This window comes from Flavobacterium muglaense (assembly GCF_014305155.1).
GTDB lineage: Bacteria > Bacteroidota > Bacteroidia > Flavobacteriales > Flavobacteriaceae > Flavobacterium > Flavobacterium muglaense.
In genome coordinates, this window is record NZ_JACRUK010000039.1 from 23,121 (window position 1) to 37,620 (window position 14,500).

Consider the following 14,500-nt stretch of genomic DNA (forward strand, 5'->3'; position numbering starts at 1 on the left):
TTACAATTAAGTATTTTTTGTTTATAACCAAAAAAAAATCCGAAACGGCAAGGCTTCGGATTAAATTATAATTTGTAAGATCTTACTCTTTATATTCACCCATTTTACTGTATTTGTCCATTCTTTGAGCGATTAACTTCTCTGTTGATAAGTCTTTCAATTCTTTGTATCCTTTCATGATATACTCTTCCATTGTCTTGAATGTAGTTTCTCTATCATAGTGAGCACCACCTAATGGTTCTGGGATAATATCATCAATTAACTTTTGTTTTTTCATATCAGCTGAAGTCAATTTCAAAGCTTCGGCAGCTTGTTCTTTGTACTCCCAACTTTTCCATAATATAGAAGAGCATGACTCTGGTGAAATAACCGAATACCAAGTATTTTCTAACATGTAAACACGATCTCCAACCCCTATTCCTAATGCTCCACCCGAAGCACCTTCACCTACTATAATTGTAATGATAGGCACTTTTAACAATACCATTTCAAAAATATTTCTAGCAATTGCTTCTCCTTGCCCACGTTCTTCAGCTTCTAATCCTGGATATGCACCCGGAGTATCAATAAGCGTTAAAACAGGAATACCAAATTTCTCTGCCATTTTCATCAATCGCAAAGCTTTACGATATCCTTCAGGATTTGCCATCCCAAAGTTTCTATATTGACGTGTTTTAGTATTAAATCCTTTTTGTTGTCCAATAATCATAAAAGACTGTCCTCCAATCTTACCAAGACCACCAATCATGGCTTTATCATCGGCAAAACCTCTATCTCCGTGTAGTTCTAAAAAACTATCCCCGCATAAAGCCCTAACATGATCTAAAGTATAAGGCCTACTTGGGTGTCGTGATAATTGTACACGCTGCCAAGCAGTTAAATTTTTATAGATATCCTTTTTGGTTTCTATTAATTTCTTGTTGATCTGCTTACAAGTAGTTGAAACATCAACATCTGATTCTAGACCAATAACTTGACACTTTTCTAACTGTTCTTCTAGTTCTTTTATAGGAAGCTCAAAATCTAAATATTCCATAGGATTCGTGCGTTTTTGATTTTTATTCGAACTGCAAATATAAAATATTAAATCGTTTGCACCCTTTAATTTTTGAATTAAGTCCTAAAAACTCTTCATTCGTCATTCAAAAAAAAGGATTTTCGGATGAAAACCGAGGTTACATTATTAATTTATTGAAAATTTTAAACAGCTTACACCTTGATAATCAGCGTCATTTTAATTCTACAGTAACCCGAGCATTACTGAGAAGTCAACTTTTTATCAATCACACGTTGCATATAATCTTGGATAAATGCCTTGCAATTTAACTCAATGTCGTTCATTTCGGCATTTCTATTCTTTATCAGATTATTTTTCAGTGCTTTATCCTTTTTAGCATAAAACCCTAATACATTTTTACCATCAAAAGTACAAATGTAATTCCCTCTTGAAAACTGGTAAATAGTACCGGTTGAATTCATTACAAACGGAGCACTAGACTGCTTATCTACTAAACTACGTCCCCAACTTCTGAAAGGTTTATCATAACCGATCATATCTAGAATGGTAGGATAAATATCAATTTGTTGTGCTAAATCCTTATCAACACCAATGTATTTACTGTTGGGTTGGTAAATTAAAATAGGAACTGCATATCGATTGATAGGCTTGTGAAACTCATCATAAAAAATTTGATTGCAATGATCAGCCACCAAAACAAATATGGTATTATCAAACCAAGGTTCTTTTTTGGCTTCGGTAAAAAAGCGCTTTAGAGCATAGTCTGTATACTCCGCACATTTATGCATGGGCACACCACCTTCGTGAAAACGGTTTTTGTATTTATCTGGTATAATATAAGGCTCATGTGAACTTACGGTAAAAACCGAAGCAAAAAACGGGCTTTTCTTCTTGTCTAGTGTTTTCTTCATATACTGCAAGAAAGGCTCATCCCAGATCCCCCAAAAACCATCAAATTGTGAATCGTCATTAAATTCTGTTCTACCATAATAATGATCAATCCCAAGAATATTACTAAAACCTAAGAATCCCATCGATCCATTGGCTGCACCATGAAAAAAAGAAGTATCGTAGCCTTCTCCTTTTAATACAGATACAATAGATTCAATCTTTTGTTTAGGATAGGGAGACGAAGTAAATGCGTCTTTGAACGAAGGAATTCCCGCAAGAACAGATGACATCCCGTGAATCGACTGTCTTCCATTTGCGTAAGCATTTGTAAAAATCAAACTATGTTGCGCCAGCGAGTCCAGAAAAGGAGCATGACTTTTATAATTGGGGATTTTAGCCTCTTTATTAAAGGCTCCTATGTATTCTCGTCCGTAACTCTCTACAATAAAAACCACAACATTGGGTTTTGTTTTGGGATTATTATGATATTCTTTAATCGGTTTTACTTCGTCAAGAATTACTTTTTGAGTTACCCCTTCATAATTAGTTTTGGCAAAACCATTGCTAAATAAGGTACGAATAATGGCAAAAGGAGAGTTTAATACAATATCCGAATGCACGATATTAGTCACATGACGGCTTGCGTCCAAAAGGTTAATTGGTCGTGTTGATTTTTTAAAATCACCGCCACGAATACCACCAATGACCAACAAAATCGTTACTAAAAAACCGATAATTGAGAAACTAAAATACGGAATATACCGCGTAGGTTTAAAATCCTGAACCGATACTTTTTTATACAAAAACACCCAAAGTGCCGCACATAAAAGAAACAATACCCACACATGCCAATATTCGACTAAAAAATTAGAAAACAAAGTTGCTTTGTTCGTCTCGTGCTCTAACACGCTCATGACCGCACTGGTGGTTCTCGCAAACGTAAATTTGTAGTATATAAAATCGACGAAATTAGTAGCATAAGCCAATAAATTAGTCCCGAAATAAAGGTAGAACAAAAACTTTTGATAGCCTTTATTGGTGTTTTTTAAAATAGGGAAAATGGAGAAAACGATAAAAAGCAAATTCACATATAGAATTGCTGTAGTATCAAATGATAGCCCGTAGTAACATAAAGAAATAAAGTCACTTACTGATTCTACTCGCAGCAAATTAGCATTGTAAAAGTAAAATAAAACGCGTGCGACAAAGTAAAAAATATAAGCCAGTAAAAGTCTAAATAATAAGACTTTGTATTCGTTTAGTCTCAGGTGTTTTTGCATGCTGTGTTTATTAATTAGTAAAACCTTGCAAAGGTATTATATTTAAATGGGTTGCTTCTGTTAAAAAAAACTCAAATTATACTGGCGTGAAAACCACTACAACCACTTATGTGATCGCAATAGTTATTTTTTTTTAAACGACTTCTTTTTTACGATGTTTAAGGATACCGTTAAGAATAACAGTCAATACAATTATCATTGCACCAACGTAAAAGGATGGTGTCATTTTTTCTTTTCCTCCAATAATAAAATAGGCCAAAACGATTCCGTAAACAGGCTCCAAATTTGTGGTTAACATGACGGTGTACGGACTCAATTTTTCCATTACCTTAACTGATGCCGTAAACGCATAGGCGGTACAAATGGAAGATAAAATCAACAGTAATATCCAGTTGCGCGAACTAAGATAAAAAAAGTCGGCTGAAAATTTATTTTGGTACAAGAAGTAAATCGAGATAAAAAACACACCCGATAAAAATTCATAAAAAGTTATTACGGCCGAATCGTGACTAGCAATTAACTTACCATTCATCAATGTAAATAACACTCCTAAGATAATAGACACTAAGGCATACAACATGCCGCTTAGGTAATTCACTTCGACTTGCATGATCAGCCCTAATCCTACTATGATAATAAGACCAAAGAAAACTTCGTACCACAACACCTTTCGACCATAAAAAATGGGCTCTAATATGGAGGCAAAAAAAGCACCTAAGGAGAAAACTGACAATGTAATAGAGACATTCGAAACGTGAATTGCATGGAAAAAAGTCACCCAATGCATCGCAATCAGCAAGCCTACAAAAACTAACTTGAGAAAAGACTTAAAGGGAATTCTAAAAGATTTCTTTTTGACTACTATAAAAACAGTCAAAAACCCGGCAGCTAGCAGCATTCTATACCAAACTATCGCATCGGCAGCAATGGTGAGCAACGCGCCTAATACAGCTGTAAAACCCCAAATAAAAACAATTAAATGCAGGTTTAAATAACTTTTAAATTTATCGTTTTGCATTGCGAAGTAAAAATATACCTAGAATTCCAAATACAATATTAGGAAACCAAACGGCTAAAAAAGGTGAAAAAGTAGACTTCTCTGCCAGTACCCCAAATACTTTGTCAAAAAACACAAAGGCAAAGGCAATCGAAATCCCAATAGTTAAGTTCATTCCCATACCACCACGGCGCTTCATAGAAGACACAGAAACGGCAATAATGGTCAAAATAAATGCCGAAATAGGTACGCTGAATTTTTTATAAAAAACCACCATATACACATTGATATTTGAAGAACCTCTTTTCTTTTCTTTATCAATAAAGGAATATAACTTGTCTAAACGCAAGGTTTCGGCAATATAAACCACCGGAGTTAAATCCTCTAGTTCAAAGCTAAACTTCGCTTTCTTTTCAGGGCTTTTTTCTATTTTATCCCCTAGTGGTCCCACTGTTCTTTTCGTATAATCATACATTGTATAATCACGTTCTTTTGGGTTCCACTTGATACGGCTTGCCGTAATTTTAGAAACTAACTTATCTTTTTCAAATCGCTCTAAAGCAAAGTTAAAAGCAACTTGCGACTCGGTATTAAAACTATTTACATACAAGAATTCATTATCATTTACTTGTCTGTACACATCCGTATTATCACCGCGCATAATCTCTTTACCACCCGTCCTTAAATAGGTATATCGAAAATTATTAAAACCCTCATTGGCCGCAGGCACAATAGAAAAACCTAAAAACAGCACAAATAAAGACACAATTGTTGCCCCTATAATAAAGGGCCTTAAAAATCGAGTAAACGAAATACCAGAACTTAAGATTGCAATAATCTCCGTATTATTAGCCAGCTTTGAGGTGAACCAGATAATCGATAAGAACAAGAAAATAGGAAAAAGATTATTGGCAAAATAAATAGTAAAATTGTAATAATAAACGGCAATATCAAGAAAAGGAACTTTGTTCTCAATCATGAAATTGATTTTTTCCGAAACATCAATAATGATCCCGATAGGAACAAACATTAATAACATAGCCGAAAAAGTGGCTAAGTATCGCTTCAAGATGTATTTGTCTATTATTGTTAACATTTAAAAAGTTTAAGGTTTAAAGCGTAAAAGTTCCCCGTTTAAAAGTACACACAAATCAAACGAGATTTGCACTCTTTAAACAAACTTTAAACATTTTTTTTTATAATCGTTGGTTCATATTTCTCACCATCATCTCTTTCCAAGTTACAAAATCACCAGCAATGATGCGTTTTCTCGCCTCACGTACCAACCACATGTAAAAACCTAGATTATGAATCGTAGCAATTTGCTTCCCTAAATACTCATTTGCAGCAAATAAATGACGCAAGTAAGCCTTGGTATATTCCGTATCTACAAAAGTGTGCCCCATTTCATCAATAGGCGAAAAATCAGCTTCCCACTTTTTATTTTTTATATTAATCGTACCATTAGCTGTAAACAACATTCCGTTTCTAGCATTACGTGTAGGCATCACACAGTCAAACATGTCTACTCCTAGCGCAATATTTTCTAGAATATTAATAGGCGTTCCTACTCCCATTAAGTAACGTGGTTTGTCCTCAGGCAAGATTTCGCAAACTACTTCCGTCATGGCATACATTTCCTCTGCAGGTTCCCCTACTGACAAGCCACCAATAGCATTTCCTACTTGGTTTGAATTGGCAATATATTCAGCAGATTGTCTACGCAAGTCCTTATAACAACTCCCTTGAACAATAGGGAAAAAAGCTTGGTCGTAACCATATTTCACAGGTACCTTCTCTAAATGTTTTACACAACGGTCTAACCATCGGTGCGTCATTTTCATAGAACGTTTTGCGTAATTGTAATCACAAGGATAAGGCGTGCATTCATCAAAGGCCATGATAATATCAGCCCCAATGGTACGCTGAATCTCCATTACATTTTCTGGCGTAAACACATGGTACGAACCGTCAATATGTGACTTAAATTTAACTCCCTCTTCCTTGATCTTACGATTAGAAGACAGAGAATATACTTGGTACCCACCAGAATCTGTCAAAATATTGCGATCCCAGTTCATAAATTTATGCAATCCACCAGCTTTTTCAAGAATTTCCGTCTTAGGACGTAAATACAAATGGTAAGTGTTCCCCAAAATAATATCAGGGTTTATATCTTGTTTAAGCTCACGTTGGTGCACCCCTTTTACCGAGGCTACAGTCCCAACAGGCATAAAAATAGGCGTTTCAATAACACCGTGATCTGTCGTAATACTTCCCGCTCTAGCTTTAGATTGCGGGTCTTTTTTTAATAAATCAAACTTCATAATACCATTTTTCTACCGATTGTTCGGCGGGCAAAGATAGGTTAATTTGAAACCCGCATCAAAAAAAAGTTTTTATTCTACCTAAATTTAAAACTGACTATCATCCATCTAGTACGCAACCAAACTTTGACAATAAATGTACCGAAATATCTTTTTTTTTACAACATTCCATAAATCCAATACATTTATAAGACGCATCCTTCCAAAAATCCTACGCTTTAGCATCTTTATTTGGGCATGCCCTCCGGTCAGACTATCCGCTGTATTCCCGCTAATAAAAACTACGGCCAAAAAAAAGGCCTTGTTTTTCTAAAGCGGGAGATGCCGCTCCTATCCTTCATGCACACACAACAACAATTCATTCTTACAATAACCTGCAAGATCGCTACCATCTAAAAAAATGACTTATTAGAAAAACCTAATCTATTTGACATGAACTAAAATCAAGGACATACATAGTTGGTCCACTTTAGCTTTATGAGTCTAATAAAACCTACACTTTACAACTGCAAAGCACCAAAGCTTAAACCGGGGCCAACTGTAACTTTTAATGGACTTCAAGATCACTTTGATAAACAAAAACATTTCTATTGTAAGCTAAATCATCTATATTTACATTTAATTTAGCCCTAAACAACCACTATAATTTTTCATTTAAACCTGCTTTAAAATAACAAACAACCCATTAACACAAGCTTTTTACCTATGAATTGTACTAAATGCAATACCGAATTGACTCAAAATTACTGTCCAAACTGTGGACAAGCAGCCATTCTTAAAAGGATCGATAGTCATTATATCATTCACGAAATCGAACATGTTTTACATTTTGAACGAGGCATTTTATATACCATCAAAGAACTTTGCATCCATCCGGGAAAAACCACTCGCAATTATATTAAGGAGGATAGAAACCGATTAGTAAAACCTGTCATCTTCATTATAGTAACATCACTAATCTATACCTTAATAGCTCACTATTTCCATATTAAAGAACACGTCAAAATGGAAGGACTTGAAAACTCTTCTGTAGCCACTTTTATGCATTGGTCACAAGCAAACTATGGTTACTCAAACATCCTTTTAGGCGGCTTTATTGCTATTTGGTTGCAATTGTTTTTTAAAAAATACGGTTACAACTTTTATGAAGTCCTTATAATGATGTGTTTTATCCTTGGAATCTCTATGCTAATTTTTGCCGTTTTCGCACTCCTAGCTGGTATTTTCCACTTCCAATCATTAATTGCAGCAGGAGTGACAGGCTTTATATACTTAACTTGGGCAAGTGCGAATTTCTTTGAAAAAAATAAAATAGGCAATTATTTCAAAGCTTTTTCAGCCTACCTATTAGGAACAATAACATTATATATTGTAGTATTTGCAGTTGGACTTACAATCGATTATATTAGTAAACCATAAAGCATTGCATTAAAAAAACAACTACGGCCTAACTTTAACCATAACAAATGAAACTTATTATTTTCGGATGTTTGCTACTTTTAATAGTTTCCTTCTTTTTCACTAGCTGCCAACCTAAGTATGAAGAAAAAGACGGAAAGATCTATTATAAATGGTACCATGGCGGTACTATGCAAAAGGTAAGTGACCTACTTCCAGAAGCTGATGCCGCTACATTTGAAACTATTAAAAAAAGCACACTTTTTAGTCTGGGAAAAGATAAAAACCATGTTTTTAAAGATGCAAAGATTTTACTTTATGCCGATCCAAAAACATTTGAATGCATCAAAGAACCCTATTGGAAAGATAAAACCCAACTGTTTATATTAAGCTACAGCACTGCTGATTGCAGACTTTTAAATGCTGACCCTACTACTTTTAAAGTATTACAAAAACCTTGGTCAAAGGATAAAAACCAAGTGTTCTACAGTAGTTATCCTGTGAAAGACGCTCTGGCTGCATCATTTGTTCCCCTCACTGAAAATTATGGAAAAGACGCCGTGCATTACTTTTACAATCAAACAATTATTGATGGACTTGATTATAAGTCGGCTGTCGTTTTGAGTAATGAGTACATTAAAGACAATCAACATGTTTATTATACCGATACGGAAATAATAGGCGCAAATCCCAAAACATTTAAAGCAGGCCAATACGCAACAGGATACGACGATAAATACAGTTACAATTTTGACAAAAACTCAGGACCTATTACCGAAGAATTTATAAAAATGCATGCCAACAACGAATAGATACAATTATGCAACGCATCTTCCTCCTTATATTATTGTTCTTTTTAAACGCAGGTTCCTTTTACGGTCAAACCAAATCAGACAGTTGTAATTGCCCTAGCAGCAAGTATGCAGGTACGAAAGCAGATACTGTTTTTCATTTATCAACTCACAAATCCATCGCTTTATGTGGCTATAAAAACCCGGATAGTAAACCGACAACCTATTCTGAGTTTGTACTTGCCGTATGTGGTAAATCTGAAATTATAGGTTTTTGGGATGCGCTTGTCAATTGTCAATTGACCGTTAATCAAAACCATTTAGTCATCGAACAAGTCGAAAGCTTACCTACGGGATCAAAATTCCAATTCCAAGACGTGATCTGGACAATTGAAAAACTCTCTTTTGACAAAGATGTCCTTATTCGCACTAAGGAAGTGAATCGGACCATAAAAAAATACAACTCTACCCAAATACAAACAGTCCTTGCCGCATTCGAAAAAACAAAACCTGGCATTACAGATGTAAAAATGAAAATTGTTTATCAATTATTTATGGCTACTATATCCGGTAACAAAAAAGCAAGAACCTATTTTAATACATTCGAAAATAAAGTCGGAACCCTTAGCGGCGCTAATGCTGAAGCCTATACGGATTTGAAAAAAAAGCTAGCAGCTTGGGATCAACCACTTCCAATATCTATATAAAAAACAATTAAATTACAAGAACATGGGACTAGACATGCGACCAATGGGGAAACCTAAGAAAGGATTTGAAAACAGATACCGCGAAATTTTCGAGATGGTAAATTCAAACAACATTCCTGAATTAAGTTTTTTTGATAAAATGTTGGGCAAAAAACAGCTTACGAAAGACGAACTAATTCAAGAATGGTTTCAAAATCAAACCCCAACATACGAAACTATCAAAGCGCCTATGGTAGGTAGAGATGCCGCCGCGGACCAATGGATAAAAGAACGATACGAAGAACTAGAAGACAAACCGCCTTTGACTGATTTCTTGCAAGAACATCAAGGTTTTTATGTAATTGCATTGGCCAAAGAAAAAGATGGAGTTCCCTGCTACATCTCCTTAGGACAAGACGAAAATGTTTTTAGAGGTCAATTTCTAGTCGATTGTATCGATCTTATAGGCGAAGAACTTGTAAATGAAGCTTGGGGAACAAAACTAGCCGATGAAACACTCGATTATGGCCATCGATTAATGGCTGCTGCCAATGCAATCGCTCAAGAACATCAACTTGACTATTTAAGAGAACAGGAAAGTCCGCCTGAAACAGAGCCCGATCAAATAGAATCAAAATTACATATTGTATTTTCATTGGCCCGATGGCTCATCTTTTACGGCAAAAATGGACACGGATACGAAGCCGACTTTTAAAACCAACTACTATGACTGCAAATCATAGTAACAGACTAGTATAAAAAACTGTATTTTTATTAAAATATAATGTAGTACACAACAACATGAGCGATTTACAAGCCTCTTATCAAAAAGCCATTCGCTTTGCAGCAGAAAAGCATGCGATCCAAAACCAATTAATTACAGGCAGCAACATCCCTTATGTGGTACACCTCAGTAATGTGGCCATGGAAATCTTGATGGCAGCTCAGGCTACTGAAAATTTTGATGTTACAATAGCCGTGCAAATTGCATTATTACACGATGTGCTTGAAGACACAGCAACTACATTTGAAGAAATTGAAGTAACGTTTGGAAATCAAATCGCTCAAGCAGTTCAAGCCTTATCCAAAAACGATGCTACTCCCGCAGTCGATAAAATGGCTGATAGTTTAAGACGCATCAAAGCGTTACCCAAAGAAGTATGGGCGGTAAAAATGGCGGACCGAATTACCAATTTGCAACCTCCACCTCAACATTGGACAATCGAAAAAATAAAAACCTATAAAGAACAAGCTCTTTTGATTGCAACCGAATTAAAAGATGGCAATGCCTATTTAGCAAACCGACTAGCCGAACAAATTGTAACGTATTCCAAATACAGCCAAGCTGACATTCAGCCATAACTTAACGTAAATTATTATGAAAAATATATTTTACATACTGCTGTTTTTGAGCGTTTTATTTACCGCTTGTCATAACGATCAAACCGCCAAAAAAGAAATCGAAAATACCGTAATGCACTTGTATGCCAAGCCCGAAGACTTGTATAACAAAGCGGTAGACACTACTTTATTTTCAAAGGATATTATTGCGCTTTTGCAAAATGCACAAAAAATAAAAAAAGCAGATGAAGAACGCATTAAAAAAAGTGACTCTCCTACCGATAAACCCAACCTAATTGAAGGAAGTGTTTTCAATAGCTTGTACGAAGGATTTACCAATTACACTATCAAAAATATTGCAATCAAAGGTCAAACGGCAAGCGTAGCTATTGATTTTGAAAATAATACTACAACCCAAGAGAAATGGACAGACACAATAGTTCTAGTACACACTAATAACTGGAAAATTAACAACATTGTATTTTCCAAAAAGCATTCTCAAACCATTGATTTAAAAGAAAAACTAAAAAGCATTAATCAATAATAAAACACCATAAAAAAATAAACATGGCTACAAAAACACATCTTGGAAGACGGATTTTAGCAGGACTAATTGATTATTCCATAATACTTACTTTTTTCTGTGTTTTTATCTTCTCTTTTGGAACGCAAAATTCCCAGGGCGAATATACTGTCACTGGAATACTTGCATTAGTCCCCTTCTTTTTTTGGTTTGGTTTTATCGTTTTAATAGAAGTGTTTTTAGGAGCTACTGTCGGCAATTCAATTGTTGGGTTACAACCTAAATCCCTGACTAGAAACAACGGTCAATTAACCTTTAGTCAAGTATTAAAAAGGCATTTAATGGACCCATTTGATTTGTTTCCTTTTGGACTTATTGGAATCATAACAATCAAAAACACCGAAAAGCACCAACGATTAGGAGATATTTGGGCAAAAACTATCGTTACACCTTTAACAGAAAACTAAAATCAACACCTTAGAACCATATAATACAACACTTTAAAATGCTGTTTAACAACTAAAAACAAACACCAACCTGCCCCACCGACCTACAAAAGTAGTTTGTCAAAAACTAAAGCGTATCACTTTATTCTTTTTTACATTTAAATAGGTATCTTGAACACACAATTGAAACAGTTATGAAATACACACTAGCATTTGATGTTTACGGGACATTAATCAATACATCGGGAGTTTTTAACACCTTAGAAAAAATGATTGGCAACAAAGCCAAACCATTCATGGATACGTGGCGAAACAAACAACTAGAATATTCTTTCAGACGCGGACTAATGAATCAGTTTTCTGATTTTTCGATTTGCACTCAAAACGCGTTAGACTACAGTTGTCACGCTTTTGGCACTGATTTAAGTTCGACTCAAAAAAAAATACTGTTACACGAATATACTATCCTTCCCTCTTTTGATGACGTAACAGTAGCACTACAAGCACTAAAGGATGCTGGACACCACCTTTATGCCTTTTCAAACGGAAGCAAAACCGCCATTAATGCACTTTTAAATCATGCTAATATCACCGGATTATTTGACGGAATTATTAGTGTCGAAGATGTGGGTACTTTTAAACCGAGTCCGCTGGTATATGCTCATTTCAATAAAGAAACCCAATCTACTCCTGCTAATTCTTGGTTGGTATCAAGCAATCCTTTTGATGTGATTGGAGCAACTGCGTACGGCATGCGATCGGCTTGGGTACAGCGTACTCCTGACGCTGTATTTGATCCTTGGGGAATTGAACCTACGATCACCATCCAGCAATTAACAGACTTAGCAGCACAATTGGAACAAACAGCATCCAAAATGTAGAACAACCTTAGCCTTTTTATTATATTTGAAGTATCAAAAATAAATACAACTATTTTTGGAACTAATAAAAAAAGCATGAACTATACCTTATTAATACTTCCCGGTTTAGGAAATTCTGGAGTAGAACATTGGCAAACGTATTGGCTAGCACAATTTGATGATGCAATAAAACTAAATCAAAAGGATTGGAATACGCCTCAATTAGTCGATTGGTTAGAAAACCTATCAGAAGCTGTTGACAAAATAGAAGGGCCAGTGGTACTTGTTGCGCATAGTCTTGCATGTTCACTAGTGGCACATTGGACAAAAAACAACCACTCAAATAAAATTCTAGCTGCATTGCTTGTAGCACCAGCCGATGTAGACTCGGCGGCACATACTCCTGAAGAAACTAGGAATTTCTCTCCTATTCCGCTCGATATACTACCCTTTCCATCCGCAGTTGTAACCAGCTCAAACGACCCTTATATAACTGTAGAAAGGGCTGCTTTTCTAGCAAAAAAATGGGGCAGTGGTTTTAGCAACGTAGGAATAAAAGGCCACCTCAACTCCGACTCTCAATTGAAAAACTGGGATGAAGGACAAGCAATACTACAAGATTTACTGCTCAACATTCGAATCAAATAAATTATAAAACAAAAACAGTCTTTACTACGAGAGTAAAGACTGTTTATTTTAAAGACTAAATTGGGGATTTTAACCTTTGTTTTTTTCGATTAACATCTTAGATTTAAAAATGAAACATAATGCCAGCCCTATATATTTTTCAAAGTGTGACTAAGATTTATCCTTATCTCAAGCTATTGTCGCTATAGGAACACTTATTTTACTGACTTATTTTTCAATTAACATAATAACCAATTATAATAAAAACTATTTCAAACCAATTGTTGTTAACTATACAGCAAATATACAGTGCTTTACGAGCTAACAAAGGAGGTTTTAGACGAGTTTCTTTTTAATATAGGTGAATGACGTTAAACGTAAGACGAACGTTATTTGTACTTTATAAACAAAACGGTAGTAGTCGATTAATAGGCTTCCTTTGAGTTGAATAGTAATTTCCATTACTACTAATTATGAGCTTATGTAACAAATGTTACTGTAGGCCTTTTTAAAATGAATTACTTTTGTACTTCAATAGCAAGGATCATTGCTTCGATAATAAAAAATAAAACTTAAAAAAATACAAAATGGATATAGAACAAATAATCAAAGAAAACCAAGGAACAATTGTAGATGTACGTTCGTACGGTGAATTCATGGGCGGAAATGTAGCTGGCTCAGTCAACATTGCATTGAATGAAATCCCAGAACGAATAGAGGAATTAAAAAACCTACAAGCCCCATTAATCCTTTGTTGCGCATCAGGAAATCGAAGCGGACAAGCACAACACTTCCTTTCACAACACGGAATTGAATGCTACAATGGCGGCTCTTGGCTAGACGTAAACTATTATAAATCAAAATAAAACACTATTAAATGATCAATATCTTAAAAAAAATATTCGGACTTGGACCTGCAGTAAACTACTCCGAATTACTAAAACAAGGCGCTATCATCATTGATGTTCGCAATCCTGGCGAGTTCAAACAAGGACACATCAAAGGAGCAATTAACGCTCCGTTGAATGAATTAACAAAACACATTTCGAAAATAAAAAAAGATACCACTGTCATTACCTGTTGCGTATCTGGCATACGAAGCGCCTCGGCAAAAAGCGTTTTAAAATCTAATGGTTTTACAAATGTTTATAACGGCGGTGGCTGGAGCAGTTTAAAAAACAAAATCCAGTAAGTACTACCCATACAAAAAGCCCCAACACAGGTTGGGGCACTGAAATACTACGCATATTTTGATTAACGTCGTTTTCTAGAGATTAAAAAAGCGCTTATAATAGGATTTCAAACATCCATTATA

The 14,500-nt window shown here is 35.2% G+C and carries 16 protein-coding genes; 11 read left to right on the forward strand and 5 right to left on the reverse strand.

Annotated elements, in window-relative coordinates:
* Positions 1 to 82: 82 nt before the first annotated feature.
* The 5 genes from H8R24_RS13635 to tgt all read right to left on the reverse strand — a co-directional run bounded on the left by H8R24_RS13635 (position 83) and on the right by tgt (position 6,513).
* Positions 83 to 1,036: an acetyl-CoA carboxylase carboxyltransferase subunit alpha gene (locus H8R24_RS13635; protein WP_187019996.1), complete on the reverse strand. Its 954-nt coding sequence runs from the start codon at positions 1,034 to 1,036 to the stop codon at positions 83 to 85.
* Between the two features lie 221 nt (positions 1,037 to 1,257).
* On the reverse strand, positions 1,258 to 3,189 hold the full coding sequence (locus tag H8R24_RS13640) for an LTA synthase family protein (RefSeq protein ID WP_187019999.1): 1,932 nt from the start codon (positions 3,187 to 3,189) through the stop codon (positions 1,258 to 1,260).
* A 133-nt stretch (positions 3,190 to 3,322) separates the two neighbouring features.
* Positions 3,323 to 4,207 carry a DMT family transporter gene (locus tag H8R24_RS13645; protein WP_187020001.1) on the reverse strand — a complete coding sequence of 295 codons (885 nt, stop codon included), beginning with the start codon at positions 4,205 to 4,207 and terminating at the stop codon, positions 3,323 to 3,325.
* Positions 4,194 to 5,282, reverse strand: coding sequence for an LptF/LptG family permease (locus H8R24_RS13650; protein WP_187020004.1), 1,089 nt, complete (start codon positions 5,280 to 5,282; stop codon positions 4,194 to 4,196). Before H8R24_RS13650 ends, H8R24_RS13645 begins: the two co-directional genes overlap by 14 nt.
* Before the next feature lie 100 nt (positions 5,283 to 5,382).
* On the reverse strand, positions 5,383 to 6,513 hold the full coding sequence (gene tgt, locus H8R24_RS13655) for a tRNA guanosine(34) transglycosylase Tgt (protein ID WP_187020006.1): 1,131 nt from the start codon (positions 6,511 to 6,513) through the stop codon (positions 5,383 to 5,385).
* 705 nt (positions 6,514 to 7,218) lie between these two features.
* On the opposite strand from tgt, the gene H8R24_RS13660 reads away from it, so the two are divergent.
* The 11 genes from H8R24_RS13660 to H8R24_RS13710 all read left to right on the forward strand — a co-directional run bounded on the left by H8R24_RS13660 (position 7,219) and on the right by H8R24_RS13710 (position 14,377).
* Positions 7,219 to 7,932 carry a DUF3667 domain-containing protein gene (locus tag H8R24_RS13660; RefSeq protein ID WP_187020009.1) on the forward strand — a complete coding sequence of 238 codons (714 nt, stop codon included), beginning with the start codon at positions 7,219 to 7,221 and terminating at the stop codon, positions 7,930 to 7,932.
* Between the two features lie 47 nt (positions 7,933 to 7,979).
* Positions 7,980 to 8,723, forward strand: a complete 744-nt coding sequence (locus tag H8R24_RS13665; protein ID WP_187020011.1) for a DKNYY domain-containing protein — start codon at positions 7,980 to 7,982, stop codon at positions 8,721 to 8,723.
* A gap of 8 nt (positions 8,724 to 8,731) precedes the next feature.
* Positions 8,732 to 9,409, forward strand: a complete 678-nt coding sequence (locus H8R24_RS13670) for a hypothetical protein (protein WP_187020014.1) — start codon at positions 8,732 to 8,734, stop codon at positions 9,407 to 9,409.
* A 22-nt stretch (positions 9,410 to 9,431) separates the two neighbouring features.
* Positions 9,432 to 10,103, forward strand: a complete 672-nt coding sequence (locus H8R24_RS13675; RefSeq protein WP_222617411.1) for a hypothetical protein — start codon at positions 9,432 to 9,434, stop codon at positions 10,101 to 10,103.
* Positions 10,104 to 10,189: 86 nt separating this feature from the next.
* The gene (locus tag H8R24_RS13680) at positions 10,190 to 10,750 is read left to right on the forward strand and encodes an HD domain-containing protein (protein WP_187020017.1); all 561 of its coding nucleotides are present in this window, start codon (positions 10,190 to 10,192) and stop codon (positions 10,748 to 10,750) included.
* A 16-nt stretch (positions 10,751 to 10,766) separates the two neighbouring features.
* On the forward strand, positions 10,767 to 11,273 hold the full coding sequence (locus H8R24_RS13685) for a hypothetical protein (protein ID WP_187020019.1): 507 nt from the start codon (positions 10,767 to 10,769) through the stop codon (positions 11,271 to 11,273).
* A gap of 23 nt (positions 11,274 to 11,296) precedes the next feature.
* Positions 11,297 to 11,719, forward strand: coding sequence for an RDD family protein (locus H8R24_RS13690; RefSeq protein WP_187020022.1), 423 nt, complete (start codon positions 11,297 to 11,299; stop codon positions 11,717 to 11,719).
* A 173-nt stretch (positions 11,720 to 11,892) separates the two neighbouring features.
* Positions 11,893 to 12,579, forward strand: a complete 687-nt coding sequence (locus tag H8R24_RS13695) for a haloacid dehalogenase type II (protein WP_187020024.1) — start codon at positions 11,893 to 11,895, stop codon at positions 12,577 to 12,579.
* 75 nt (positions 12,580 to 12,654) lie between these two features.
* Complete coding sequence (locus H8R24_RS13700) at positions 12,655 to 13,206, forward strand: RBBP9/YdeN family alpha/beta hydrolase (protein WP_187020027.1); 552 nt, start codon at positions 12,655 to 12,657, stop codon at positions 13,204 to 13,206.
* A 566-nt stretch (positions 13,207 to 13,772) separates the two neighbouring features.
* Positions 13,773 to 14,051: a rhodanese-like domain-containing protein gene (locus H8R24_RS13705; protein ID WP_187020029.1), complete on the forward strand. Its 279-nt coding sequence runs from the start codon at positions 13,773 to 13,775 to the stop codon at positions 14,049 to 14,051.
* Between the two features lie 11 nt (positions 14,052 to 14,062).
* Entirely contained in the window at positions 14,063 to 14,377 is a 315-nt protein-coding gene (locus H8R24_RS13710) for a rhodanese-like domain-containing protein (protein ID WP_187020032.1), read from the forward strand.
* The last annotated feature ends 123 nt before the right edge of the window (positions 14,378 to 14,500 follow it).

Excerpts from the sequence above, each read along its gene's own strand:
- H8R24_RS13670 (WP_187020014.1), top strand. The coding sequence starts at position 8,732 with ATGCAACGCATCTTCCTCCTTATATTATTGTTCTTTTTAAACGCAGGT.
- H8R24_RS13650 (WP_187020004.1), bottom strand. The coding sequence starts at position 5,282 with ATGTTAACAATAATAGACAAATACATCTTGAAGCGATACTTAGCCACT.
- H8R24_RS13675 (WP_222617411.1), top strand. The coding sequence starts at position 9,432 with ATGGGACTAGACATGCGACCAATGGGGAAACCTAAGAAAGGATTTGAA.
- H8R24_RS13700 (WP_187020027.1), top strand. The coding sequence starts at position 12,655 with ATGAACTATACCTTATTAATACTTCCCGGTTTAGGAAATTCTGGAGTA.
- H8R24_RS13695 (WP_187020024.1), top strand. The coding sequence starts at position 11,893 with ATGAAATACACACTAGCATTTGATGTTTACGGGACATTAATCAATACA.
- H8R24_RS13635 (WP_187019996.1), bottom strand. The coding sequence starts at position 1,036 with ATGGAATATTTAGATTTTGAGCTTCCTATAAAAGAACTAGAAGAACAG.
- H8R24_RS13640 (WP_187019999.1), bottom strand. The coding sequence starts at position 3,189 with ATGCAAAAACACCTGAGACTAAACGAATACAAAGTCTTATTATTTAGA.
- H8R24_RS13645 (WP_187020001.1), bottom strand. The coding sequence starts at position 4,207 with ATGCAAAACGATAAATTTAAAAGTTATTTAAACCTGCATTTAATTGTT.
- H8R24_RS13710 (WP_187020032.1), top strand. The coding sequence starts at position 14,063 with ATGATCAATATCTTAAAAAAAATATTCGGACTTGGACCTGCAGTAAAC.
- H8R24_RS13665 (WP_187020011.1), top strand. The coding sequence starts at position 7,980 with ATGAAACTTATTATTTTCGGATGTTTGCTACTTTTAATAGTTTCCTTC.
- H8R24_RS13680 (WP_187020017.1), top strand. The coding sequence starts at position 10,190 with ATGAGCGATTTACAAGCCTCTTATCAAAAAGCCATTCGCTTTGCAGCA.
- tgt (WP_187020006.1), bottom strand. The coding sequence starts at position 6,513 with ATGAAGTTTGATTTATTAAAAAAAGACCCGCAATCTAAAGCTAGAGCG.
- H8R24_RS13690 (WP_187020022.1), top strand. The coding sequence starts at position 11,297 with ATGGCTACAAAAACACATCTTGGAAGACGGATTTTAGCAGGACTAATT.
- H8R24_RS13705 (WP_187020029.1), top strand. The coding sequence starts at position 13,773 with ATGGATATAGAACAAATAATCAAAGAAAACCAAGGAACAATTGTAGAT.
- H8R24_RS13685 (WP_187020019.1), top strand. The coding sequence starts at position 10,767 with ATGAAAAATATATTTTACATACTGCTGTTTTTGAGCGTTTTATTTACC.
- H8R24_RS13660 (WP_187020009.1), top strand. The coding sequence starts at position 7,219 with ATGAATTGTACTAAATGCAATACCGAATTGACTCAAAATTACTGTCCA.